General features: G+C 47.4%; 20 protein-coding genes. 5 read left to right on the top strand and 15 right to left on the bottom strand.

What is annotated here, in order from left to right; translation table 11 throughout:
- Nucleotides 1-15 precede the first annotated feature (15 nt).
- The 5 genes from COP04_RS05870 to COP04_RS05850 all read right to left on the bottom strand — a co-directional run bounded on the left by COP04_RS05870 (nt 16) and on the right by COP04_RS05850 (nt 6,627).
- Nucleotides 16-1,611 carry an alpha-glucoside-specific PTS transporter subunit IIBC gene (locus tag COP04_RS05870; RefSeq protein ID WP_100487128.1) on the bottom strand — a complete coding sequence of 532 codons (1,596 nt, stop codon included), beginning with the start codon at nt 1,609-1,611 and terminating at the stop codon, nt 16-18.
- A 646-nt stretch (nt 1,612-2,257) separates the two neighbouring features.
- Nucleotides 2,258-3,157 (bottom strand): aldo/keto reductase, encoded by a 900-nt coding sequence (locus COP04_RS05865; RefSeq protein ID WP_100487127.1) that lies wholly within the window; start codon nt 3,155-3,157, stop codon nt 2,258-2,260.
- 326 nt (nt 3,158-3,483) lie between these two features.
- Nucleotides 3,484-3,777, bottom strand: a complete 294-nt coding sequence (locus COP04_RS05860) for a hypothetical protein (RefSeq protein ID WP_162297081.1) — start codon at nt 3,775-3,777, stop codon at nt 3,484-3,486.
- A 678-nt stretch (nt 3,778-4,455) separates the two neighbouring features.
- On the bottom strand, nt 4,456-5,679 hold the full coding sequence (locus COP04_RS05855; protein ID WP_100487125.1) for a peptidase U32 family protein: 1,224 nt from the start codon (nt 5,677-5,679) through the stop codon (nt 4,456-4,458).
- Nucleotides 5,680-5,718: 39 nt separating this feature from the next.
- Nucleotides 5,719-6,627, bottom strand: coding sequence for a peptidase U32 family protein (locus COP04_RS05850; RefSeq protein ID WP_239984955.1), 909 nt, complete (start codon nt 6,625-6,627; stop codon nt 5,719-5,721).
- 127 nt (nt 6,628-6,754) lie between these two features.
- Between COP04_RS05850 and COP04_RS05845 the strand changes: the two genes are divergently transcribed.
- Nucleotides 6,755-7,675 (top strand): NAD(P)-dependent oxidoreductase, encoded by a 921-nt coding sequence (locus COP04_RS05845; protein ID WP_338062837.1) that lies wholly within the window; start codon nt 6,755-6,757, stop codon nt 7,673-7,675.
- Between the two features lie 299 nt (nt 7,676-7,974).
- Here the strand turns inward: COP04_RS05845 and manA are convergent, their stop codons facing one another.
- The 5 genes from manA to allC form a co-directional block, all read right to left on the bottom strand.
- Entirely contained in the window at nt 7,975-8,931 is a 957-nt protein-coding gene (gene manA, locus COP04_RS05840; protein WP_100489555.1) for a mannose-6-phosphate isomerase, class I, read from the bottom strand.
- A 256-nt stretch (nt 8,932-9,187) separates the two neighbouring features.
- Entirely contained in the window at nt 9,188-10,660 is a 1,473-nt protein-coding gene (locus COP04_RS05835; RefSeq protein WP_100487122.1) for an NCS1 family nucleobase:cation symporter-1, read from the bottom strand.
- Between the two features lie 430 nt (nt 10,661-11,090).
- Nucleotides 11,091-12,455, bottom strand: a complete 1,365-nt coding sequence (locus COP04_RS05830) for an allantoinase (RefSeq protein WP_100487121.1) — start codon at nt 12,453-12,455, stop codon at nt 11,091-11,093.
- 100 nt (nt 12,456-12,555) lie between these two features.
- The gene (locus tag COP04_RS05825) at nt 12,556-13,809 is read right to left on the bottom strand and encodes a pyridoxal-phosphate-dependent aminotransferase family protein (RefSeq protein ID WP_193437393.1); all 1,254 of its coding nucleotides are present in this window, start codon (nt 13,807-13,809) and stop codon (nt 12,556-12,558) included.
- The gene (allC, locus tag COP04_RS05820; protein ID WP_100487120.1) at nt 13,806-15,083 is read right to left on the bottom strand and encodes an allantoate deiminase; all 1,278 of its coding nucleotides are present in this window, start codon (nt 15,081-15,083) and stop codon (nt 13,806-13,808) included. Before allC ends, COP04_RS05825 begins: the two co-directional genes overlap by 4 nt.
- Before the next feature lie 383 nt (nt 15,084-15,466).
- Between allC and COP04_RS05815 the strand changes: the two genes are divergently transcribed.
- The 3 genes from COP04_RS05815 to COP04_RS05805 all read left to right on the top strand — a co-directional run bounded on the left by COP04_RS05815 (nt 15,467) and on the right by COP04_RS05805 (nt 18,221).
- Entirely contained in the window at nt 15,467-16,507 is a 1,041-nt protein-coding gene (locus COP04_RS05815; RefSeq protein WP_100487119.1) for an aromatic ring-hydroxylating dioxygenase subunit alpha, read from the top strand.
- Nucleotides 16,508-16,561: 54 nt separating this feature from the next.
- Nucleotides 16,562-16,819 (top strand): 4Fe-4S domain-containing protein, encoded by a 258-nt coding sequence (locus tag COP04_RS05810; RefSeq protein ID WP_100487118.1) that lies wholly within the window; start codon nt 16,562-16,564, stop codon nt 16,817-16,819.
- 64 nt (nt 16,820-16,883) lie between these two features.
- Nucleotides 16,884-18,221: a nucleobase:cation symporter-2 family protein gene (locus COP04_RS05805; protein ID WP_100487117.1), complete on the top strand. Its 1,338-nt coding sequence runs from the start codon at nt 16,884-16,886 to the stop codon at nt 18,219-18,221.
- 154 nt (nt 18,222-18,375) lie between these two features.
- On the opposite strand, the gene uraH is transcribed toward COP04_RS05805, so the two are convergent.
- The 4 genes from uraH to COP04_RS05785 all read right to left on the bottom strand — a co-directional run bounded on the left by uraH (nt 18,376) and on the right by COP04_RS05785 (nt 22,255).
- The gene (gene uraH, locus COP04_RS05800) at nt 18,376-18,726 is read right to left on the bottom strand and encodes a hydroxyisourate hydrolase (RefSeq protein WP_100489553.1); all 351 of its coding nucleotides are present in this window, start codon (nt 18,724-18,726) and stop codon (nt 18,376-18,378) included.
- Between the two features lie 49 nt (nt 18,727-18,775).
- Entirely contained in the window at nt 18,776-19,273 is a 498-nt protein-coding gene (gene uraD, locus COP04_RS05795; RefSeq protein WP_100487116.1) for a 2-oxo-4-hydroxy-4-carboxy-5-ureidoimidazoline decarboxylase, read from the bottom strand.
- Nucleotides 19,274-19,315: 42 nt separating this feature from the next.
- Entirely contained in the window at nt 19,316-20,965 is a 1,650-nt protein-coding gene (locus tag COP04_RS05790; protein WP_100489552.1) for a PucR family transcriptional regulator, read from the bottom strand.
- A gap of 108 nt (nt 20,966-21,073) precedes the next feature.
- Nucleotides 21,074-22,255, bottom strand: a complete 1,182-nt coding sequence (locus tag COP04_RS05785; protein WP_100487115.1) for an amidase — start codon at nt 22,253-22,255, stop codon at nt 21,074-21,076.
- A 310-nt stretch (nt 22,256-22,565) separates the two neighbouring features.
- Between COP04_RS05785 and COP04_RS05780 the strand changes: the two genes are divergently transcribed.
- Complete coding sequence (locus COP04_RS05780) at nt 22,566-23,990, top strand: NAD(P)-binding domain-containing protein (protein WP_100487114.1); 1,425 nt, start codon at nt 22,566-22,568, stop codon at nt 23,988-23,990.
- A gap of 145 nt (nt 23,991-24,135) precedes the next feature.
- Here the strand turns inward: COP04_RS05780 and COP04_RS05775 are convergent, their stop codons facing one another.
- The gene (locus COP04_RS05775; protein WP_100487113.1) at nt 24,136-25,029 is read right to left on the bottom strand and encodes an ROK family protein; all 894 of its coding nucleotides are present in this window, start codon (nt 25,027-25,029) and stop codon (nt 24,136-24,138) included.
- Nucleotides 25,030-25,035: the final 6 nt, after the last annotated feature.

Raw genomic sequence — 25,035 nt, 5'->3', positions numbered from 1 at the left:
TCCCTCCAAGTTATATTATTTAATTCCTTGTTTCATCAATCTTTCAAAAGCCTCACGAACCTGCGGAACAGACAATCCGACAATGACCTGGAATGCTTTGCCGTGTCTGACAACGCCATGTGCTCCCCCAGCTTTAAACGCCGCGTCGGGCAGTACGCTTTTTTCATTCTTGACTGTTACACGAAGACGGGTTGCACAGTTTGTGACATCCTCGATATTGTCATAACCGCCCAGTGCATCGAGATAAGTGGCTGCGGATTCAGTATATTGATTGTTTTCCGTGAATCCTTCACGTTCCTTTTTTTTCTTGTAATCAGCTTTTGTATAAAGCTTTGCATCGGTATCGTCAGCTTCACGGCCGGGTGTCGCAAAATTAAACTTGAGAATCAGGAAGCGGAATAAGAAAAAGTAGATAACTGTGAAAATCAGACCGATGATGATCTGAGTCAGGTAAGTCGACCAATGATTTGCGAACAATGGCAGCCAGTTTTTGGACATAATTCCGATCAATCCATCCTGCATATCTCCAACGACACCAAACAGGTACATCGTTGTCTCCATTGTTGCGCACAGAATGGCGTGAATGACGAACAGGACCGGCGCAACAAACAGAAATGAAAATTCAAATGGTTCAGTGATACCAGCCAGGATTGCAGTTAAGCCAGCCGGAATCAGTAAGGCGAGAACCTGCTTTCTTTTTTCTTTTTTTGCCGTTACATAAAATGCTGCCGCAATCCCAATGGGTGGGAAGATTTTATCATTTCCAAACAGATCAAAACCACCTTGCGGGAACAATACCTTGAGCGGCTTAGTCGAATGCGAGAACTCCTGGAGATGAGCCAGCCAGTATTTCATCGTTCCCCCCGGAACTGCAGCAGGCCCATAAATAAACGGGATGTAAATAAAATGATGAAGCCCTGTTGGGATCAAAACGCGTTCCAGAAAAGCATAAACCCAAACACCGATGAAACCGGATGCCGTCATAAAACCTTGCAGAGAAGAAATGCCCCTCTGCACAATGGGCCAGATCCAGCAGGTTAAAAAGGCAATCGGAACCATTAAGAAGAACCCAATAATGACGACAAATGCGGATCCTTGAAAAACACCGAGCCAATCGGGCAGCTTTTTATTAAAATACTTGTTATGGATCCAGACAACAACTGCTGAAATCACGATCGCCCCTAAAACACTTGTATCAAGCGTTTTAATACCGGCGATCATTTTTAATCCGGTCCCGGCAGCCTGCTGGCTGATATCCACAGAGAAATTAACGCCAAATGTCTTTCCCCAGAAGGTCAGAATACTGTTGATAAAATAGTTAAACGTCAAATACGTAATGAGCGACTCCATTGCCGCCCGTCCGTTCGCTTCCTTGGCAAGGCCAAGCGGAAGACCGACAACGAACAGCAATTCCATCTGATTAAATACCGTCCAGCCGCCGTTTTCAATCAGTGTCCAGAACTGCGTCCAAAGCGTTCCGGGAGCGGCTATGCCTCCAAGGATCAATGGGTTTGTCAGCATAATCGATATCGCCAGAATGATTCCGGAAAACGTAAAGAGCAAAACCGGTGTAAACATCGCTCCGCCAAAGCGTTGAATCTTTTGCATCAAAGGAATCACCTCCCTGTTATCTTTTGAGTAGCATGGCTTTCTCACAGCATCAGACAATATGTTGCACTATGCATAGCTTTAAATCCAACGTTGGTATCGCTTACATGTTTTATACTACACCCTTCTTTCGCTCTTTCAATGATCTCAAAGCATATAGAGAAAACACACTTAACTATGAGAAACGTCCCATTTGAAGGGAATTTTCCCGGAAGAAATCAGTTTGTACTTTTTTGAACTGTCCATGGTTACGTTGATGGAAGATTCATCGGAAGGATAAGAAGTTGTGACTGAGAATGAGGATATAAAAAGCGTCCATATAATAGTTGACGGCCATGGGACAAAGAATTAGATTCCGGTGTTTTACCCGGCAGGCTGCCGGAAAGCTGCATATCTCCGGTTTGGCAGACAATTTTATAATTTTTCACTGTTTTTTTAATGCTAGCTCATGGAATTAGTCAAAAAATGATATTGGCAGGAGAACCAAATATCTTCGGGGATCACTGATTAAAAGGACGAGGGTCCAAAAGCTGAACAGGACAAAAAAATAATCCGTCCCACGTACGAAACGCCTGAACGGATGGATGGAAACAAGCTTATATCATATGATGTTTATAAAACGAATCCATTGAAGAACTATGCCGAAAGCTTATAATACTTCCTTCCCGCGCGATACTTCGAGGATCTTGAACCAATCTTTATTTGTCAGCTCAACACTCTGAGCATCAATGGCTGATTGGAGGCGTTCGAATTTGGTCGAACCGACAACCGGGCAGATCGTAGCCGGAAGTTTATTAATGAAGGCATAAGCGATTTTATCAATGGAATCAGCCTCATATTTTTTCGCCATTTGTCCGAGAATTTCACGGACGCGGAATTGCTGACCCGTTTTCGGATGAAACAGGGCACCGCCGGCGAGCGGGGACCAAGCCATGACCGGAATATCGTGGATCAGCGCGCTGTCCATCACACCGTTGAAAAAAGTATCGGTGTAGAGCGTGCTGACTTCAACCTGATTCGTAACAAGCGGCGTTTTGACATATTTGCTGACCATTTCAAAATAAGTATAACTGGCATTCGAAATACCGATGTGCCTGACCTTTCCTTGCTTAATCAGATCGTCCAGTCCTTCCGCGAGCGCTTTCGGATTCAGCAGCGGATCCAGGCGATGAATCAGCAGCACATCAACATAATCGGTGTGCAGTACTTCAAGCGATTTGTTCAGCGATTCATTTAAGTGCTTAACTGATGAATCATAGTAGTGGGCATAACCATTTTCCTCACGGGGCAGGATGATGTTGAATTTCGTAACGACCTGGATCTTATCACGCAATGACGGATTGTCTTTGAGCACCGCTTCGCCAAACAGACGGCTGCTCTCAAAGTATCCATAAATGTCGGCATGATCAAAAGTCGTCACTCCGGCATCCAGACAGCGATTCACAAAATCAGCCATTTTTTTGCCGCTCAGACCTTCATGCGCTGCCCTCATGGTGCCGGCAATCACCTTAGAAAACTTAAGACCCTCTGCAACATCGACATACTGCATCTTCTCAATCCTCCTATAATAATTCTGCTCATCTCTATTATAAAAGATCAACTTTCAAGCAGTTAGTAATGCGCTTACATATTTTCAGATAATCAATGAACCCGTGACAATTTTTCGAATGATAAAAGACAGAAATACAGAGTCATGCTGAGCTGCGTGGAACAGCAGTGAGGTGTGTCATTTAGCTAATAAAATCCAATGAACCGCAATGGCTGATTGTTTTTCGTGAAGACTGATTCTTTCGTTAGAACGACCGATTATTTTCCGTGAAGACTGATTCTTTTGTTAGAACGACTGATCTTTTTGTCTCGTATTTCTCGCATAAATCAGCTCAGTAAGCAGATAGGCCAGCGTCGATTCCGCACCCTGGTTGTGGTTGATCCTGCCCTTTCCAGTCCATCATAGCCGCCGCCGTGATCAGGATCAGCCATTGGCAGATGCAGATCATTTTCCCCGTGGAACCAGCCGTGGCATTTTCCAATAACGTCAGCATAAACATCGCTCGGTTCCAGGGACTTTGCTGCTTCTTCAGCAGCCAGTGCCATGATTTCCACCGGCTGTTGATCCCAGTGGCTTCGTTGCCGATGCGTGCACCAGCTGTGATTGCCGATTGGCCGCAAATGCCCCTCTGGAGCCGTCATTTTTTCAATCAGAAAATCTATTGAATGCTGCGCTGTTTGAAGAACGGTTTCGTGATGGGTCACTTTGGCAGAATAAAAAAGTGCCCAAGGCAGAATCCCGTTCCCATAGGTTATGGACGACTTAAACCATCGGAATTTAACTGATAAAAGCTTATCAGTTTAGTTTCAAACTGATAAATTAAATTTCTTAACTCAGTGATTTCAATTTTCTGAAAGATTGATCCATGGGGCTCGTTTACAAGCAAACTGGCCGCCGACAGAGCTTGACTGCTAATTACAATTTAGTTCTTTTATCAGAATATTTCAAGGTCCGGCCTTGACAAATTGTGAACGAGATCACATAAATAGCGATTTTTCAGCGAGAATTTTACGTCTGCTCTCCATTGGAGGATATTCGATACGCAACTTTCGATAAGCGAAGTGAGATATCCGGAACCAGAAAATAGTGAACAACAGTTAAAGAAAACTTGCCGATTGGCAAGCCTTTAGGCAATGCCAGAGGCCTAGTTGCACTTACACTTTAATCCTTGAAATTTTATACTTTCTTAAAAAAACAGCCNTAGTTGCACTTACACTTTAATCCTTGAAATTTTATACTTTCTTAAAGTGTAAAAACAGCCTCCATTGCCGGACAGCAATGGAGGCCTTGTATTATCTTTATTTCTTTCTCATTAAAAAGTAGGGTTCAACCGGCTGGTCAACGGTCATCGTTACCGTCATCATCGGGTTCGGCGCGCGGTCGATCGGTTCACCGTCCTCGTTCCAGAGATCGCGGACGGTCTGTTTGAAATACGCAAAACCCGGTCCGTAGAATTCAACTTCTTCACCGACGCCAAAGTTATTGCGTTGCTGCAGTGTAGCGATTTTTGTTTCCGGATTATAGCTCATCACCTGAGCGGCAAACGTGTACTTCGGAATTTTACGCGGCTTGCCGAACAGCTGCTCTTTTTCAGTCGGCACATGATAGTAGAAACCGGTTGACAGATCACGCTGAGCGACTTTCCAGATTTCATCTTCCCATGCCGGATCGAATGTGAAATGATCAGGATCGTCACAATACGCGTCAACTGCTGTACGGTAAACGTTCGATACGGTCGACACATAATGGATCGACTTCATGCGTCCTTCAATTTTCAGACTGTTCACTCCTGCTTCGATCATATCCGGGAGATGACGCAGCATCGACAGGTCGACAGCGCTCATTGAAAAAGGTTCGGCACCCTCGGGGATCAGAGTCTTTGCCGCCGTACCACCCATTTCAAACAGATCATACTTCCAGCGGCATGACTGAGCGCATCCACCGCGGTTTGCATCGCGGTTGACCATATGGTTTGACAACGTGCAGCGCCCGGAATACGCGATGCACATCGCACCGTGGACAAACGCTTCAATTTCGATATCCGTGTGGCGCCGCATTTCACGGATTTCTTCAATGCCTACTTCACGTGCGAGCACAACCCGTTCCAGGCCGACACTTTTCCAGAACTCCAGTGTTTTGTAGTTCGTCGCCGATGCCTGAGTGGACAGGTGGATCGGCAGTCCCGGTGCGGCGGAAAAACAGATCGTAATCATCGCCGGATCAGAAATGATGACAGCGTCGACGCCAATATCTTTTAACGTTTTGAAAAAATCACCGGCGCCTTCCGCGTCACCTTCATGAGTCACCATATTTGCGGCAACGTATACTTTGGCCCCGCGGCTGTGCGCAAAAGCAACGCCCTCGCGCATCTCATCATAAGAAAAATTACCAGCGCGCGAACGCAGACCGTAAGCCTGTCCCCCGATATAAACTGCATCGGCGCCATAGCGGATCGCCATTTTCAGTTTTTCCAGATTGCCGGCCGGGGCCAGCACTTCAGGTTTATTCATTATTTTTCGCATCATGTTATCCTTTCGATAATCAGTTCACTGATAAACTGACTATTTTACGTCATCTGGATTTTTCAGATAAAATCCTGTGCCAAGCGGCCGCGACTGAGGCTGCAATGCCCGAAGCCTGTTGCTGAACCCGGCAGATTCAAATGTCCCGGATTCAAGCGCTTTTTTTGCCTCAACAAACAGTGCGGCAATATCAACGAAACGCTCATCATGCAGCAGTACACCATCCAATTTCCACGTATGGAGCCCATGGTCAAAAAGTCTTTGGAGTTCACCCATCAGGGACAGGTCTTCTGTTGAAAAAATATGGGTTCCGTCTTCATCCTCAAAAATCGGATACCGGCTGTCTGGATTCTTCGGATCGCGGAGATAAAGCCCACGGTCATTGTCCGATTGCTCATCCAGATCCGCGTAATGATAATAATTAGTCAGAAGCGGCCGTCCGGACTGGTGAATGCAGGTCGGTCCGTATGCCAACACTTCAACCGGTCTGTCCAGTTTGCTCTGTATCTTTTCCAGCTCGGTCAAGGTCAGCTCCCGCGCAGCGACAGCTCCGGTGGCCCCCCGCTGCAGCCAAAACTCGATCTGTTCGGCAGAGGTGACCAGTGTTTCTGCATCGTAAATATAAGGGAGGGGAAGGGTCAGCTTCTCCAGAACAAAAATAGCTCCGGGATCGCCTGCCGTAATCGCGTCTGCCCCCATTTCAGCCAACTGCGACAGATACATCTCCAGTTTTTCTATCTGTTCGTTATGCATCAAGGCATTGCAGGCAACGATCACCTTTTTCCCCCGCGCATGAGCCATTTGCACGATGGTTCCGATTTGATCAAGTGCCAGCGCGCGCGGCAGGCGAAGCCCAAACGGATGCCCGCCAACATAAAGCGTGTCGACACCTGCATCCAAGAGTGCCTCAGCCTGCTCCTCAGACTCAGCGGTTGCAATGATATTAATCACGAAAAAACCTCCGTATCCGCTCTTCATTATAACTTTTTTATTATAGCATGATGGTGTCAGCTTTGTATGCTCACCGAACTTAACTTGGCAAGCAGTTTTTTTCGATTGCAGAGCATATTGTGCTATGCTGGCAATGGATGTTTTCTTGCTGAAAAGAGAGTTCTGTGAAAAGAGGAGACAACAGATGATTGGATTTATCGGAATCGGAATTATGGGCAGCCGGATGGCCGGCCGCCTGCAGAATGCCGGGGAATCGCTGGTCGTTTATAATCGGACGAAGTCCAAGGCCAATCCACTGATTGAAAAGGGGGCCAAGTGGGCCGAGTCACCGCGTACGGTCGGCGAACAGGCAGACATTATTTTTACGATGCTTGCCACCCCGCAGGCTGTCGACGCGGTCGCTTATGGTGAAGACGGATTATTGAATGGCCTGAAACCCGGCAGTCTCTGGGTCGACAGCAGCACGATCAATCCCGCCCACTCCATTAAACTGGCCCAAGCGGCCTCTGACAAAGGGATACATTTTCTTGACGCGCCGGTTGCAGGGTCGACAGCTCCTGCCGAAAATGGCGAACTGATTTTCTTTGTCGGCGGCGACGCCAAAGACGTAGAAACAGTACGCCCGCTGCTCAATATTATGGGCAAATCTGTACAGCATAAAGGAGCGAACGGCAGCGGTACAGCCATGAAACTGGTTAATAATCTAATGCTCGGCCAGACGGTCGCAGCTTTCTCGGAAGCCGTTGCGTTCGGTGAAAGCCTTGGTCTGGAAAAGGAAGCGCTGATCCAGTCTCTCCTTTCCGGACCGACCGCTGCACCGATTCTTCATTTCAAACAGAAGAAAATCATGGATCAGGATTTTGAAAATGCGGATTTCAAAGTCAGCAGCATCTACAAAGATATGGAACTTGCCTCGGAAGAAGCTTATGCACACAACTTTGCACTGCCGATTTCCAACCTGGTCAAATCACTTTATGGCCTTGTTAAACAGCAAGGCGAAGGAGAGTACGATTTCGCTGCAATTTACGCTTTACTGAAGAAATAATTCGGTGCGTGCCATTGAAAATCCCCTGGACTGTTAACTGACTCTCCAGGGGATTTGTTTGAGCATATTTTCGTGGTCCGATGTGATCAATCTGAGCGCTTAGTACTGATTTTTCAGGTTACTTGAACAGAATTTGTTCAGTCTACCAGCCGCTTCCCGCAGTCTGGCAGCACGGCCTCAATTAGGGTAAAGGGTGCTCAGTAAACGGGAACCCGTTTTATCGTTTCTTTTTTCCCCATTTTTCACGTGCAAATTGTAATTCTGAAACCGTGGGAATTAGTTTATAGTCAGGCACTTACTTAGACAGGATTCGAAACAATCAGATCCAGTGCACCATCCAATACCAGTTCTCCTACCGTGGAAGGCACAACCAGATGATCGCCCTTTTTCAAAGTGTACCGCTTGCTGCCGATAGCCAGTGCACCTTCGCCGTCCAGAACACTCATCAACAGGAATGGCCAGTTTTTCTTAATCGGGTCCGCATGCCCGCGAATTTCCCAGTGTGAAACGGTAAAGAGACTTTCGCGGAGCAGCTCGGTAAACTTGGCCTGCGCTTCCTGATGGATGTGATAGGTCAGCTCAGGATCAACGTGCGGACAATTGGCACATTCAATCGACTGGCGGATATGGAGCGGGCGCGGCTTCCCGTCGCCCCCCGGACGGTCATAATCATAAACGCGATAGGTTGTATCGGAGCTTTGCTGCGTCTCAAGAATCAGGCAGCCGCCGCAGATTGCGTGGATTGTGCCGCTCGGGACGTAGAAAAAGTCTCCCGGCTTTACCTTGACGCGGCGCAGCAGGCTGTCCCATTTTTTCTCCGCAACGTCCTGGCGGAAAGCTTCGCGTGTCTGGGCTGTATGCCCGTATACGATTTCTGATCCTTCATCGCAATCGATAATGTACCAGCACTCGGTTTTGCCAAAGGGAACATGCTCCTTCGCTTGAGCATAAGCGTCGTCCGGATGCACCTGAACCGACAGATCGGTCTGTGCATCAAGAATCTTGGTCAGTAAAGGAAAATCGTCGCCTTTATAATTGTCAAAAAGCTCGCGGTGCTCCGCCCACGCCTCGGCTAAAGTTTTTCCGGCAAGTGCACCGTTTTTTATCGCTGCAGGTCCGTTCGGATGTGCTGAAATACCCCAGCATTCGCCCGTTGTTTCACTTGGAATATCATAGCCGAACAAATCGCGCAGTTTCTTTCCACCCCAGATTTTTTCATGCAGCGCCGGCTGCAAAAAAAGTGGTGTCCTGTCCATCATGCTCACTTCTCCCGTTCTTCTATAAGTTTCCTTTCCCATTATAGCATGCTTTAGTTGAAAGCGTTGCCACTACATGCTATTTCTTTGTTCACATACCCGATGCTGCTTAAATGTGATCTAAAAAAACGTCTCACTATATCAGTGCGTCCGCGGTGCATGATTACTCGGATCACTTAGGGAAAGGAGGGGCAAGTATAGCAAAACAGCCTGCCGCTGATAAAACCAGGAACAGGCTGTTTGAAAATTTATCGAGCTACTGAATCGTTGGTGTACCCGGTTCTGTTTGCACTACTACCTGTTCACGGCGCATAAGCGAGCCATAAACGATACCGGTAATAGCGACACCGATTGGCCATGAGAACGGCGATACAATCGAGAATGCCGGGACAAGGGCAAGAGGAACTGTAACAATAATACCGATCATAAATGCAATAAATGCTTTCATATTGTACCCGTTCTTGTACCAGTAATCATGATCACTGCCCACCTGATACAGGGATTTGACATTGACTTTTCCCCGTTTGATGAGATAGAAATCAACAACGATGATAGCAAAGATGGGGCCAAGAAAAGCACCGAGTCCGCCCAGAAAATAGTTAACGGCCACCGGGCTGCCGTAGATTTTCCACGGCATGACCACAACGGCGAGAATGGATGTGATCATGGCACCGCGCCGAAAATCAATATGCTTGGGGGCGGCATTGGCAAAATCATAAGCAGGTGAAACAAGGTTGGCCACAATATTGACCCCCATTGTCGCGATAATGAAGACAATCGCACCCACGACCAAAAAGAAGGGATTATTCACCTTTTGAATCAGCAAAACAGGATCAGTGATCGCTTTTCCAAACACTGTGATCGTTCCGGCAGTAATAATGACGCTGGCAAGTGAGAACGCAGTAAAGTTAATGGGCAGCCCCCAGAAATTCCCCAGCTTCGTCGTTTTTGTGGACGGTGAAAAGCGGGTAAAGTCGCTGACATTGAGCATAATCGTAGAAAAATAAGCGATGACCAGAGAGATTGCACTGAAAAACTGAAAAATGGCCTGGCCGGGTGCGACGCGAACCGGACTGATCCCGATGTTGATTTTACCGCCTGCCTTCACGGCGATCCAGGCAATCATAATCAGCATCATCACATAGACTGCGGGCCCGCAGAAATTGTCAAACTTACGGATGAATTCCATTCCATAACGAAAAATTAAAAATTGCAGGAGCCAAAGAAATAAGAACCCAATCCATCCCGGCAGAGACAGCCCGAGAAAAGTCGTTCCCATCATACCTTTCATGCCTGGAAAGACCAGAAGAAGGATGGCTACAACGGCTACGGAGGACAGATAGGTCTGAATGCCATACCAGAAAACAGCGATAAACCCTCGAATCATTGCAGGTACATTACCCCCAAAGACACCGAACGAAATGCGGGACAGAACAGGATACGGAACGCCCAATTTTGTTCCTGCCGTACCGGTCATATTCGCCAGGAAGAAAACAGCAAATGCGCCGATTATTTCGGCAATCAGAACCTGCCAGCCAGTCAAACCCAGGAAAAACAAACCTGCGGCAAAAGTATAAGTCCCGATACTATGTACATCCGACATCCACATTGAAAACAGGCTGTAAACGCTCCAGTGACGTTCTGTTGCAGGTGCCAGATCTTTGTTGTACAGATGTTCACTTCCATTTTCAATCGTGCCGGTAAAAATATCATGATTGCCACTTTCCATGGTAAATCCCTTCCTTCATTCGCAATTTTTTGATTATTATAATCGTAAACGGCGGATCTTTTGGAATATCCTATACAAAGTAATAGAACGCTGAACCTACTCAAATACATATGATATCCTAGCCATTGTGCTGTATCAGCTACTTTTAATGATTTCAGCCTCCTCCGGATAGCTATGTCTGAAATACTAACAAAATATGTGACTATTCATTACAAATTTAATATTAATTCTGATAGTTACTTTTGTCATTGTTCAAAACAGCCAAAATGAATCGATGCAATTCATTAGATTAACCAATATTTGAAATTAATTTATCTCCTGTTGTCAGAAAACATGACAAAATCCCATACCCGGATAAAAGCCCGGGTATGGGACCATTAAATTTTCATCATTCTATCCTATCATTCGTGTTTTGATCGCATTCAATTTTTTAATGGTACACGTTTAAGATTTTAGGCCTGCACCATTCCCCACGTGCCGCTGTATTGATCTTTTCATCAGAATAGACAATCACGCCGCGGTTAATTGTCGTTTGAATACTGGATGGAAAAGTATGCCCGACATATAAACTAAACTTGTTTTTTTGAAATAAGCGTTCTTTCGTTACTTTTTCAGGTTTACGGAGATCAACAATGGCCAGATCCGCGTCCGTGCCCTGAAGAATTTTACCTTTTTCGGGAGCCATTCCGAAACGTTCGGCCGGGTGCCCGGCCGTCCAGTCAGCCACCTTGGTCAACGGGATGTGATGTTTCAGTGCGATTTCGATGACACTCAACAGCGTGAACTGGCCGCCGCTGATCCCGCCCCAGGCATCGAACAAATTGTCCTTCTGTTTGTCTTTCCATTCGCATGGCGAGTGATCGGAAGTCACCATATCAATCTCATTGTGAATCAGTTTATCAACCAACCCGAAACGTTCGGATTCCGAGCGCAGCGGCGGTGCACATTTCCCGATTACACCCAGACGGCAAAAATCAGCGTGATTATATAGCAGATAATGGGCACACGTTTCAAGCGTGACATCCTGCCCTCTCTTTTTCGCATGCTGTATCAGATCTACCGCTTCCGTTGTGCTGATATGGACAAAATGCAGCCGACAGCCGGTCAGCTCGGCAAACATCAGTGCCCGTGAGACAGCTTCTGCTTCGGCCAGGGGCGGCCGGGATTCGGCGTAATCATCGCAACCGGTTAGCCCTTGCGCTTCTTTTTCCTGTTGTAGAAAAGTAACGATCGGCGCGCTTTCCGCATGGAGTGCGAGAATACCTCCAAGCGAAGCAATTCGTCTCATGCCTGCTAGCAGCGAATGATCGTCAACCGATTCAAAATAAGGATTTCCTGAAGGCGAGAGGAAAGCTTTGAATCCAACAGCACCGGAATCATGCAGCCCTTCAAGGTCTCTGATATTGCCCGGCACCAATCCTCCCCACAGTCCGAAATCAATATGTGATGCGTCTTCTCCGATTTTTACTTTTTCAATAAGTGCTTTTTTATCAACAGTAGAGGGAATCCCGTTCAGCGGCATATCAAAATAGGTCGTGCATCCCCCTGCTGCCAACATTGAAGAACCCGTCTCAAAGCCTTCCCAGTCCGTGCGCCCAGGTTCATCAAAATGGACATGGACGTCAATCATGCCTGGAAAAATGGTTTGCCCTTCTGCATCAATCACTTCCTCTGCCTGTTCAGTCAGTGCATCACCAATTGCCGCGATTTTGCCTTTTTTAATCCCGATGTCCACTTTTCTAACTTCATCTTTCAATACAGCGCACCCGTTTTTTATTAGAAGGTCGAAAGACATGTTGGTCGCACCCTTTCGCATATTTTGTTTGAAGCATCCAGCAGCAGGTATTAGTCAAAGAGGTAAGAAAATCAGCTGAATTCTATTACTTTTAATCCCCTCATTTAACGGAATTCTGATCATAAACGTCCATTGCCGCCTGCAGGCCATCACCGCGATTGACCGTTGCACCACACCGGATCAACGAAGCCTCAAGCCCGGCGAGCACAGCCAAAACATGATCCTGCCTGCAGCCGTAACCCATCGTGCCGATCCGCCAGATTTTCCCCTGCAGCGAACCGAAAGAGCCGGCAATTTCAATACCAAATTGTTTGAGCAGAACATTGCGGACTTCGTCAGCGTCGACATGTTCCGGCACACTGACACAGGTCACTGTCGGCATTACGCAGGAAGGATCGCCGAAAAGTTCAAGCCCCATGCCTTCAATACCGGCCTTCAAGGCTTCCGCATTCAATTTATGGCGGGCGAAGCGGTTCTGAAGCCCCTCTTCAAGGACCAAATGCAAGCCTTCGTGCAATGCGTACTCCATCGACGTCGCTTCCGTATGATGATTGAGCCGGCGCTCACTCCAGTAATCCTGCAGCTGACCAAGATCGAAATAATTGCTGCGGATCGGCAGATGGCCCTCCGCTTTTTTTCTATCGGCATCGGTTGCAATTCCGCGTTCCACTTTTTTGCGCTTCAAAATCTCTTTTTCGACGCGTTCATTGTAGGTGATCGGCACAATACCGGACGGGATTGAAAGACATTTCTGCGCGCCGCCGATCACTGCATCGATACACCACTCGTCCGGTTTGATGTCCACTCCACAGAATGTTGCGACTGCATCGACTACAAGCAGCACACCCATCTCACGGCAGGCGCGGCCGACAGCATCCAGCGGCTGCATCCTTCCCGTCGAGGTCTCTCCATGAACCAGTGCCACGATTTTCGGATGGACTTCTTCTATTTCAGAAATGATTTCTTCCGGATCAAACACGGTTCCCCATGGACAGGACATCGTATGGATTTCAGCACCATAACGTTCGCCGATTTCCACAAACAGATCACCAAAACGGCCAAAGACAGGCACAAGCATCTTCTCTCCCGGTTCAATCAGAGCCGCCAGCAATGCCTCCGTGCCGGCGCGGGATGTGCCGTCAATCGGGTATGCCCAATGATTCTTAGTCTGAAAAACTTCCCGCAGCATCTCCATGACTTCGTTCATAATGGCTGTAAAAGCAGAATCAAACTGTCCGAGAATCGGCATTGACATGGCGCGCAGCACGCGGGGATCGACTTCAACCGGACCCGGTGTCATGATCGTGCGCGGCGGAACGGATAATTTCCATGAACTTGCAACATTTTCCGTCATTCGTACTCACACTTTCCGTTATTTTTTTCAGGAGCATAAGCCAGATGATAGAGCATCTTCATCAGCATATGCACACCGATGGTCAACTCATCAAGGCCCGTATACTCGGCCGGCGAATGGCTGACACCCAAATGGCTGGGAACAAACATCAGCGCAGTCGGACAAAAGGTGCCGAATACCTGTGAATCATGTCCGGCTCCGCTGACCATTTTTCTGAAGGGAATTCCAGCGTCTTCAGCCAGTTTCAGATTCATTTCCATCAACTTCTGATCCAGCTTCACAGGCGGCACATCCATCCATTTATTAATTTGGATCTGTATTCCTGCTTTGTCCGCCGTTTCTTTGCAAAAAGCAAGGGTTTCCTCGCTGAATCGGTCGAGCACACTAACTTCGTGATGGCGGATATCCAATGAAAATCGGCATTTCCCTGAGATCACGTTTGCGACATTCGGATCTGCTTCAATCCTCCCGACCGTGGCGACCAATCCGTTTTGCTGCTCACCGGCCATTTTGATCACATGAGATACCATTAATGCAGCAGCATAGACTGCATCCCGCCGTTGGTTCATCGGTGTCGTACCAGCATGATTGCTTTCTCCCGTCAAAGAGATGGTGTACCGCCGCTGCCCGACGATATGGCTAACGGGAGCCCATGTTTTTTTCCCCAGCTCAAGTGTTCTTCCCTGTTCGATATGTATCTCCAGAAAACAGGCGATGTCGTTTCTGAATGCATCCGGATAATTTCCTATGCCAAAACCGGCACCATGCATCGCATCTGTCAGAGACATTCCGGAATGGTCGGCCAGTCTTGTCGCATCTTGCGCATGATACTTTCCTGTGATATTGCCTGATCCCCAGAATGACAAGGGGAACCGGCTACCTTCTTCCTCGCAAAGCGATACAACTTCAATGGTCTTTCTTGGTGCACCATATTGATGAAAGAGACGTGCCGTAGCAATCATCGAAGCAAGGATGCCATAGGCACCGTCATATTTTCCTCCGTCTACAACAGTATCAACATGGGAACCGGTCAATATCCCCTTCTCTTCATTTTCGGTACCCCTGATACAGCCGAACAGATTGCCTACATCATCAAAGCGGGTATTAAAGCCCATCTCTTCCATCTTATACTTCAGTGCATGCTGCGCTTTCTGCCAGTCCGTATCATACAGCAGCCTGGTGACACCGCCATGTCCGGTTTTTCCGAAAGCAGCCAGCCATTCGATTAAATCGTGAAGTTCATTTTTTATTGTCGTTGGGACTTGATCGATCATCGCTTTTCTCCCTCTTTACCTGTTAGATCATCTAACAAACACCGATAGGAACATTATCATTCTAACAAATTCACCTTTCCACACCATCAGCAAATGATCTAATTTTCTTTTGATACATTAGTCATAATGGCTAAGAATTTCCCGGATTTACCATATCCGCCTAAATAAGAATTCAGTGATAAGGAATAAGGCACGAAGAACGATCGTGGTCGTCCGTCTCGATGTTCACACTTTTGACAAATCATACAAAGGAAAACCAGTCCATGAACTTTAGCTACAAAAAAGGCTGGTTATTGTAAGAACATCTAACATTTTAGTTCAGTTATTTTCAGATTTATTATAAACTTTTTAAGAATCAAATGAATATTAAAGGGGGAATCGCTATGTCTATGGTATTTACCAAAAGGAGTGCGCCTTATCCGACGGACTGCACATTCACCCCGGAAGACTGGAATGTGTTGGCCCAGTATTGGTATCCGGTAGCGAGAAGCGAAGAGGTGACCGACAAACCGCTTGCCCTCAAACTGCTCGATGTGGAACTAGTTGTCTACCGCGCGAATAGTAAACCGGTAGTGGCACGTGATCTCTGCATCCATCGGGGAACACCATTGAGCATGGGATGGGTTGAAAATGATCATATTGTCTGTCCGTACCACGGATTCAGCTATGCCTCAGACGGACAATGCGTTTCCATCCCCGCTCATCCGGGAGCAAAGATTTCACCGCGTCTCTGCCTGACGGTCTTTCCCGCTGTCGAGCGCTACGGACTGATCTGGACAACACTCACCGGCGAAGAAGAAAAAATCCCGCCGCTGCCTGCCTGGGAAAATGAGGGCTATATCTCTTTTCTGGCTCCGGTTGTCGACATTAATGGATCGGCAGGCCGGCAGGTAGAAGGGTTTCTGGATGTCGCCCATTTTGCCTGGGTGCACACGGACACTTTCGCCGACCGAAACAATGCATTTGTTCCGAGTTACAAAGTCACCAGGACAGACGGCGGACTGCACACGGACTATCTTAGTACGGTCAGCAACTATCCTAAGGGCATGAAGGATCCGTCACCGGCCGGTTTCAAATGGCTGCGGGAATATGACATCTACTCGCCGCTCGCGGCTAGGCTGATCGTTCATTTTCCGGATGATAAACTGCTCTGGATATTGAATGCTGCCAGCCCGATTTCTGCGAGAAAAACGAGGCTTTTCTGTCCGATTGCCCAGAATTTCGACAAAGAGCTCTCAATTGAGGATGCCTGCGCTTTCAACCTGAAAATTTTTAATGAAGACCGGGAAATGGTTGAAAATCAGAAACCGGAAGAACTGCCTCTTGACCTTCAGGCGGAAGCACACATTATGGCGGACAAAACATCGATCGCTTACCGGAAATTGCTGAAAGAAATGGGCCTTGGAAAGCACTATACAAGCTAAACATGATCATTGACTTTCTACCTTAAAGGTGACGAGATAAGGAGATGAAGCCTGATGAAATATGTGATCGTCGATAAGGATACTTGCATTGCCTGCGGGGCATGCGGTTGTGCAGCTCCGGATATCTTTGGTTATGACGATGACGGAACTTCGCATGTTCTGCTCGATGACAATCAAGGAACAGCGGCTATTCCTGAAGAATGCCTTGACGATGTCGTCGATGCATTCGAAGGCTGCCCAAGCGAATCAATTAAAATGAGCAATACGCCTTTCAATGGCACCCCTTTAAAGGAGAAGGGCGAAGCCAGCTGAGTCAGAATTTCATACCGATCATGTGATAATGCTCTATAATACAAAAAATGGGAGTGTGAAAACTATGGAAACGATGCATAAATACGGAAAGATTTTATCTCTTGGCATTCAGCACATGCTGGCAATGTATGGAGGAGCTGTGATTGTTCCACTGATTGTCGGCGGGGCGGTCGGTTTGAAAGGAACGGAACTTGCGTTACTTGTGTCGATCGATTTGGCAGCCTGCGGTGTCGCCACATTGCTTCAGGCTTGGAAAAACCGCTTTTTCGGGATCGGCCTCCCGATTGTAATGGGCTGTACTTTTATCGCTGTATCGCCAATGATGATCATCGGCAAGTCCTACGGGATGCCCGGAATCTGTGGAGCAATTCTGGTTGCCGGGCTGGTGGTGCTGATTTTTTCCACATTTTTCGGTAAAATTGCCAGTCTTTTTCCGCCGGTTGTTGTCGGATCGATCGTTATGATCATCGGCATCACGCTGATCCCGGTCGCCGTCAGCAATCTGGGCGGCGGTGTTGGAGCCAAAGGATTCGGCAGCGTGCAGAATTTGACACTTGGTTTCGGTGTACTCGTTCTGATCATACTCATGAACCGCTTTTTCAAAGGATTTATGCAGGCAATTTCCATACTGCTGAGTATCGTTATCGGGACTGTTGCTGGCTATTTTATGGGTTTGGTCGACTTTTCATCGGTCAGCGGATCAGCCTGGTTCAGTCTGATCCATCCGTTCAGCTTCGGGATGCCAACATTCCATGCTGATGCGATTGTTGCGATGTCGATTGTGGGTATTGTCAGCATGATCGAAACGACCGGTGTCTATCTGGCACTGAGCGAAATCTGCGGGCAGCCGATTGGCGAGAGAGCGATGCAGCACGGCTATCGCGCCGAAGGACTGGCAATTCTGGTTGGTGGACTGTTCAATGCTTTCCCGTACACCACTTTTTCACAGAATGTCGGTCTCGTCCAGATGACGCGTGTAAAAACCAGAGCAGTCACTATTGTCTGCGGCATCATGCTTGTTCTGCTCGGCCTGATCCCGAAAATCGGAGCAGTAACGATATTAATTCCGAATGCTGTGATCGGCGGCGCGACGCTGGCCATGTTCGGTATGGTCATTGCTTCCGGGGTCCGGATGCTGGGCAAAACTGATTTCTCGCGTCAGGAAAATCTGCTAGTCATCGCCTGCTCTGTCGGTGTCGGCCTCGGCGTCACCGTCCAGCCCGATTTATTTGCAAAGTTCCCGAAACTCATACAGATCCTGACCAACAATGGCATTGTCTCCGGCAGCTTTACCGCCCTTATTCTGAATCTTATCTTTAATGCCGGGCGCCGCACTGAAGAAGAAAACGCCACCCATCTGTCCAAGCAGTTAATGGCGGAAACAAGCGCCGCCAAGTCCTGAAAACCCTGTGTCGCTTAATCAAAAAATATCCAACCAATTTTGTAAAAGTGAGCGTCGCGCGGTGAACCGGAAACAGAAGAATATTTTTACAAAAGAAGAATTGCCGTGAATGAGAAGATTCATTCGCTGCAATTCTTTTCCTGATGATCAATGTTCAGCTTCCGCGATAAATCTGATAACCGAATGGGGAAACAAGCAGCGGCACATGGCAGCCCTCATAGCCGTCAGCAATGCTGAAGCGAACCGGGATGACATCCAGAAAAAAACTGTTTGGACCGTTTCCTGAATTTTTGAAATAGTCACCGATATGTACATGCAATTCATAAGTCCCTTCATGAAGTGCCGATCCCTCGATCAGCGGATCATCCGGCCGTCCATCCCGATTTGTTGTGCAGCTCCGTATATATCTTATTGATGCCCCATCGGCTTCGAACACATCGATCCGAACATTCGCCGCCGGCCTGCCCTTTGCCAAATCGAGAATGTGCGTGGTCAGTCCTTTCATGAACATACCCCTTCCGCCGCCCGATTCCGTCTGTTCTTTCCGGATCAGCTTATTCCGATTTAAATAAGTCATCCAGACGGAGACGGGCAATCTTTAAAATCTCATCGAGTGCGATTTCAAATTCTTTCTGTTGGCTGTTTTTCAACCTTTTTTCCATCGCCGAATAAATTTCTTGTTTGCTCCTGCCGCGGATGACCATGATAAACGGAAAATCAAAAAGCTGCTCGTATTCGGCATTTAATTTGGCAAGCGCTGCAGCTTCTTTTTTCTTCAGATTATGGAGTCCTGCCTGCTGCTGTTCACTGCCCGAACGCTCTGTCAGCTTACCGGATCCGCCAAGACGGGGGTGAGCGTTGATCAGTGCTTCCTTCTGTTCTTGCGTAGAAGACATGACGACCTTTGCCAACGTTTGAAACAGGTTATCAACAGAGGAAAAAGGTCTTTTTTCAACAACTTCACGGGCAATCCATGGAGAATGTTCAAAAATTCCGTCTAATTCCTCAACAAACAGCTCAGTATCTGCTTCATTCAAAATTTCAATGTTCACCAAAGTTCCTCCTCATCAGGGATTCGCAGGGTGATATCACGCTTACTGTTTCCGTCTGTCTGAAATCCCTTCTGAATTGTCAATCAAAGGTTTAAGCCTCAGTGCAAAGCGAAGCTGGAAAGTCGTGTCCGGATCCTTCAGATCTCTTCCTAGTATATGCTCGCATTTATCAATCCTGTAAATGACTGTGTTGCGGTGGACATACAATTTCTTGGCTGTTTCCGAAATCTGACAGTTTGATTCAAGATAAACATAGAGTGTATGCAGCAGATCCTGGTTTTCTTCTTTTTGGGGAAAGGCAAGACTTTGCAGGGTTTCCTGATAGAGTTTGCGCAGATCTTCTGCCGGAATCCGGTGCAGAAGATCAACGATCCCCCGTGCCTGATAGGCCTGAATGAATGACCGGCGGCCGATCTGCATTCCGGCGTGAAGAGCATCGACGGCTTCCTGATATGCATCGGGAATTCCCGGCAAATCGTTGAAAATATTGCTCAACCCAAAGGAGAGCGTCTGCGGAAAGAAATGCCTGACCCGGTCCTGTAATTTCTGCAGATAAGGCTTCAGAAACCGGTAACCGTTCTCCTGAGAAGTCATCATTTCAACAATCAGGACACAAATATGGTCCTTGACAAACAAATGCCCGGGAAACGGCAGCGTGCTGATTTCTCCTTCCAGATATTCATAGATATCATTCGTCTCCATCTGAAAATGAATAAAACTGATCGGTTCTTTGACCGTATCAAGTTCACCGGCAATACAGACCAACGTCCGGCCGTCCTTAAACCCGAATTCTTTTGCCCGGCTGATAATTTCTTCTTCCGTCGAGAAAGACCCAAGCACCAAGTTTGAAAAGAAAGCATCGCGCACTTTGCGGTCGGACTGTTTTAATGCTTCATCTTTCATTAATTCAAAGGCAAGGACATTCAAAGCCTGTTCCACGGTCAAGGTCAGCAATCGGTCGGTCTGCGGAACAAAACCGCCAATCAGAAGAAAGTACCGCTTCTTTTTATAAGTATAAAGGACGAACAGAGAGAGGGTCTGATGCGTATCAACGATGGAAAAGGATGAATAACCGGCGTTCTGCTGCTGAAAAAATGCCTGTTCGACTGCAGGCAGATGCACTGTAATTTTCGAACCTGTCTGTTCATGAGCGGGTGCATCTATAATTTTAAAGTAGGAGTCAAGAAGGACGGCCGGAAAACCGATCATGTCGGACAACCGCTTGAGTAGGCGTCCGATACTCTCCCCACTCATGATATGCCTTGTAAACTGCTGATGAGTATCGATGGCAAACTGAAGTTCCTTCGTTCTTGCATCCAGTATCATCGTCAGTGTCTGATTGACAATATCAACCAGCGCCAGGCTGTTGGGCAGATCAATCAGAGGAAAGGAAAGTTTATTGGCCAGCTCGATAACCTCGGCAGGTATGCCGCCGATGAAACGGCGGGTTTTAATGCCTAGTGCAGCACATCCTCGCTCAGCCATCTGTTCCACCAGCTGATAAAAAAACCGCGGATTATGCTGCAGATGATAGCCGGTCGTAATCAGCAAGTCATCAGGCTTCAGGTAGTCGATGATATCCGGAGCATCCATCATATTCACATTGCGCACCTCCCTGTCAGTCCCCATTTCACCGGCAGCAAGTTTGAACTCATGGAACTGGGATATCTGGAAAAGCTCGGAAACTTTCATGATGATCTGCGCCTCTGTAAAAAAATGATCAAACATCTTTACTCTATTGAAACATTTTTTGAATCTTTTGTCGATTATACAACCATCCTGAACGGACTGGACAGCATATTAGCTTTTGGACGTTTTTTCCGAAATGTTGCGGACAAATGTCAGTAACTGTCTGTCTGTTCCGCGCCCGGAAATAAAAGAGAGCCCCACCGGATGATCGTGATCGATGAGAGGAACCGTAATCTGAGGCAGACCAGAAACCCCGGCTATGCATGTCAGTTTCATCGTCTGTGCACGCACTTTTTCAGCTTCCTCGACAGAAGCGCTACGTTTCGGTGCCGATCCGTAGGTCGTCGGTAAGATCAGCAGACCGTCCTGGCCAAGAAAGTTGCTCATCTCCCGGCCGAACTGCGCTTTGATCTCCACTGCACGTTGATAAGCCTCATCCTGTTTTATTTTTGATGCTGCTTCAAAACGACCGGCAATGTCGGGACCGAATTGGGGAACGTTTTCTTCGATCCAACGGCCATGCAACTTCCAGGCCTCCCAGCCTTGAATCATGCGGAAGGTTTCCACGAGTTCCGGAAGTGTGCTATATGGCAAAGGGCAGTCCTGAACCGGCGTATCTTGAAAAATCCGGGAGACAGCCCTTCTTAAAATCGATGTGACTGATGACGATGTAAGCAGCTTCCACGTTTCTCTCAACTTATAAAAATGCCGGAAAGGATACATCTCCTGTCCGGGTAGCAGACATTTGCCCACCGCCTCTAGAATCTCTGCATTTTCTGCTATCCAGCCGACCGTATCGTAGCTGGGTGCCAGAGGAATAACGCCGTCTAGGGAAATTACTCCATGCGTCGGCCGCATGCCAAAAAGGCCGCAATATGATGAAGGAATGCGGATCGATCCACCTGTATCTGTACCGATAGCAAAGTCAGTCAGCCTGCCTGCTACAGCCACCGCCGAACCACTTGATGAACCTCCGGTAAAACAATCCGGGAGGCGGGGATTGATCGTCGGCGGAAAATGGACGTTGTCACCCTTCAGGCTGTACATCAGTTCATCGGTAACCGTCATCCCGCGCAGCGTTGCTCCGTTTCCAAGTAGCCTGTCGATGGTCCAGGCGTTTTTGACTGCAGGCTGATGGGTCTTTTCCCACTCCGGATTCCCTGCACTGTTCGTATGTCCTTGCACTGCGAAAACATCCTTGACGGCAAAGTGCAAATGATCAAGAATCCCGCTTCCAACTGGTTCTATATTCATATCATCCTTTATAAAGGCACCAAATCGGCTCTGTTCCATTTTTCCATCTCCATTATCATAATTTTTAGATATTTATAAGACCATATTTCCGACATAATAATTATAGAATAACTCATTTCTTTCGATTCCGACATGAACATTTATAACAAAAAAGCCCGTTGGTTTTGGTGAATTTGTCCACTGTAATCCGAGCATATTGAGCAATTTTTGAATGTTGAATAATTCATGGTGACTTTGTATAGCTAAAATAAGAAAATTTAGATATTTTATTATTGATCTGCTTCTGAAGAAACGATAGGATTAATAGAAATGATGTTATCGGATGCCACATCAAAGGAGCTGCATAGGTATGAGCCTGGAAGCTTTAAATGAACGTGTAAAAAAAGACCTCTCTTACCTGGTCGTGGACAGTCCGGACTGGATCCGCCCGATCCATCACCCTGATGGCCACGTCTATGATGCGATCATTGTTGGCGGTGGACAATGCGGCCTGGGTATTGCTTTCGGCCTCCTGCGTGAGCGTATCTCTAATATTCTGATCATCGATGAAAATGAGGAAGGTAAAGAAGGACCGTGGGTCACTTATGCCCGTATGGTAACACTTAGAACGCCAAAACAGCTGACGTCCATCGATTTCGGTATCCCTTCTCTGACATTCCGTTCATGGTGGGAGGCTCAATTCGGGCAGCAAGGTTGGGAAACACTTGATAAAATCCCGCGCGGTGACTGGATGAATTATCTGCGCTGGTATCGTAAAGTCCTCAACCTGCCACTCCGAAATAAAGTGAAGTTGAATTTGATCGAGCCTTCCGAAGATGGACTCTATCGCCTGCATGTTTCAGGAGAGGGAATGCCGACAGATATACTACTGGCCCGCAAAGTTATTCTGGCGACCGGGATTCAGGGCGGCGGACAATGGTATGTGCCGCCGATGATCAGAGACAAACTTCCGAAGCGGCTTTATGCCCACACTTCAGAAATGATTGACTTCGATGCATTAAAAGGAAAGAAAATCGCCGTTCTCGGCGGTGGCGCTTCAGCCTTCGACAATGCTAATTACGCCCTGAAGAAAGGCGCAATGGAAGTCCATGTTTTTGTCCGGCGCAAGGCAATCCAATGCATCAACCCAATCCGTCAGATGGAGCTCTCCGGAATAATCGAGCACTTCCATACATTGAATGATGCGGAAAAATATGCGGTCATGGCCCATTTTTTCAAACTCAATCAGCCGCCCACCAATGATATTTTCAAACGTGCTTCTTCATGGCCGGAGTTTTATCTTCATCTTAGATCACCATGGCTTGATGTCAAGGCAGCTGATGGCCGTGCACGCGTGACGACGCCACAGGGCACATTCAGCTACGATTTTCTGATTATCAGCACCGGACTGCGCACCGATCCTGCGCTGCGCTCTGAGCTAAAACTTGTTGAAAGCCATATTGCCCGCTGGAAAGACCGTTACAAAGCCCCAACCGGGATTGCCAATCCTGTGCTCGACGCCCACCCTTACATGAGCTCCGGCTTTGCACTGCTGGGCTGTGACGAAGAGGGGAAAAAGCTTCTGCACGGCCTTTTTGCCTTTAACTATTCGGCGATGGTCAGCTGCGGTCTCTCAGCCTCGGCACTTTCGGGCATGAAATACAGTCTGCCCGCCATCGCATCTGCTGTCGCCGATCAGCTTTTTTTCGACAGCCACAAGGATTATCTGAACAGCTTCTTCAGTTATGATGAATCCGAATTTACCGGTGAATGGCCGAAAAAAACACAAATATGATACCTGCAAAAAATCAGAAGTGTCCTGAAGCAGTTTTCGGCGAATTTGAGAACTATTAAAAAACCTAAGATCCTGTTTTCAGGCAGGAACTTAGGTATATTTCATATAAGCAGTGATAACCTTTTTGAAAATCATTTTTTAATCTTTAGAACTGCGAAATACCCTTATTTTTCAAAACCTGACTGCCCAGGATCAATGCTCCGGTAATCCCGGCATTGTCTCCGAGTGCCGGTGGAATAATGTACTCATCAATCTTCTCTTTAACCTCTGAAAGGTCGATGTATCCGGCAAGGAGTTTTTGCAGTTTTTCGCGGATCTTCGGGAAGAGTTGCGTCTGTTTCATCACACCGCCGCCGATGATGATTTTTTTCGGAGAAACAATCAGCACATACTGCATGAGTGCCTGAGCCAGATAGTCTGCTTCTATTTCCCATGCTTTGTGGGTCACCGGCAATTCATTTGCCGGCTTTCCCCATCGTGCCTCCAGCGCCGGGCCGGATGCCAGACCCTCAAGACAGTCATGGTGATAGGGACAGATGCCTTCAAAATCATCGTCCGGATGACGGCGCAGTAAAATATGCCCCATTTCCGGATGGGAAAGTCCCTGCAGCAAGCGATTTTGGGAAACAAGGCCGGCACCAATGCCCGTTCCGACTGTAATATAAAGGCATCCATCCAGCCCCTTTGCCGCGCCATTGTATAATTCCCCAAGCGCAGCTGCATTTACATCCGTTGTCAGACCGACCGGTACATGCAGTGCCTCTTCCATTGTCTGAACCAGCGGATAGTTGGTCCAGCCCTGCTTTGGCGTGGATGTAATATATCCGTACGTCGGACTCTCACGGTTCAAATCGACCGGTCCAAATGAACCGATACCCAGTCCCTCGATTTTAAAATTTTTAAAAAAATCAACAACTCCGCTTAGAGTGGTTTTTGTATCTGTTGTAGCAATTCTTTCCCTGGCAAGAACATTCCCGTTCTCGTCACCTACGGCACAGACGAATTTTGTCCCTCCTGCTTCTATTCCTCCCAAATACATCCGATC

The organism is Sporolactobacillus pectinivorans, from assembly GCF_002802965.1.
GTDB lineage: Bacteria > Bacillota > Bacilli > Bacillales > Sporolactobacillaceae > Sporolactobacillus > Sporolactobacillus pectinivorans.
The sequence above is the reverse complement of the archived record's forward strand: the minus strand, read 5'-3'. Positions and strand labels throughout refer to the sequence as shown.